This window comes from Neobacillus drentensis, assembly GCF_036966985.1.
Taxonomy (GTDB): domain Bacteria; phylum Bacillota; class Bacilli; order Bacillales; family Cytobacillaceae; genus Neobacillus; species Neobacillus drentensis_E.
The window spans coordinates 1-1,262 of the sequence record NZ_JBALSN010000646.1 but is presented as its reverse complement, the minus strand read 5'-3'; the positions used below and the strand labels follow the sequence as shown (position 1 = coordinate 1,262).

Here is a 1,262-nt window from a genome sequence, read left to right as displayed (position 1 = left end):
TTATTGCTTAATTTGTTTGTTTAAAAAACAATACTACTATTATAAATTAAAGAGGAAGGTTTCGTAACACATCTATAATTGCTTTACATGAAGGAGAGAAGCTCATTTTGAGTTTCTCTCCTTGATTAGGAAGCAGTAAAATGTCCTTTGTAAGAAGGAAGAAATAGTGTGTTCAAAATATATGATAGGTGTAGACATTGGAACTACTAGTACATAATCTGTTCTATTTTCAGTCGACGGCTCTGTTATATCAAGCCATGTCCAGGCTCATGATGTCTGCTTTTTAAAGAAAAGGATTTAGAGGCACAGCCATTAAGTTAATTTGACTGCCAAGCCACCTTTTTAAAGAAGAGGCTTGGCAGTCTTGTTTTTGAATTAAATAGAGTTAGAGTAAGCAGTGAATCGTGAAAGTGTATTTAATAATGAAACAACCTCTCCAAAAAATGGAAAGGTTGTCATAATTAACATCTTATGAATCAGGAGTTTTCACAATAATTGAAGAATCACTTTATAGCCATTTATCAGCCCAATCCTCTACTGTCTTTAGGGCTCTTCCTAATTCCGTCCCTTTTTTTGTGAGTGAATACTCTGTTCGTACCGGGCGATCTGTAATTACATTCCTTAGGACGATTCCGCAATCCTCAAGTTCCTTAATTCGTTCGTTAAGCATTCTCTTACTTAAATCTGGAATATAAGCATGGATTTCACTAAACCGTTTTGGTTCCTCCATTAGAGTATGAATGATTAAACCCATCCATTTTTTTCCGATAATATTGTACGATTCTTCGACCTTTGAACATACTTTATCCTGTGTTTCCTTCTCACTCAAGATAAACACCTCCAATTTGCAATGATTGTATACTAAAAGTAACAAGGTATTTTTTCGATATTAATAATTATATCGTAAATACTCTAATAAATAAAGATTTAATAGATCAAGTTTAAAAGGAAATTTGTATAAAAAAGTAACCATAAAATAAAATAATTTTTAAATTCAATGTTGACATTTCAATTAAATTATATATAATAAAATTATCTCGAATTCAAAATATTTTAATTCAAGATTATTTTGTTGAAAATATATTATTCGAGAAAAATTACCTGAGAGGGGAGTCAGACAGTGCTAAGGGACATGGTTGAACATATGGGGTTTAGAGATCGAATACGCAAAAGAAACGTTCCATTCTAATCATGGTAAATAAGAGCGATTTTTTTACCTTAATATCTTTAATTAAAGAAATTTAAATTCGAAATAGTTTGTG

The 1,262-nt window shown here is 31.0% G+C and carries 1 protein-coding gene; it reads right to left on the bottom strand.

What is annotated here, in order from left to right:
- Positions 1-508: 508 nt before the first annotated feature.
- On the bottom strand, positions 509-829 hold the full coding sequence (locus V7659_RS29725; RefSeq protein WP_335453397.1) for a winged helix-turn-helix transcriptional regulator: 321 nt from the start codon (positions 827-829) through the stop codon (positions 509-511).
- Between the last annotated feature and the right edge of the window lie 433 nt (positions 830-1,262).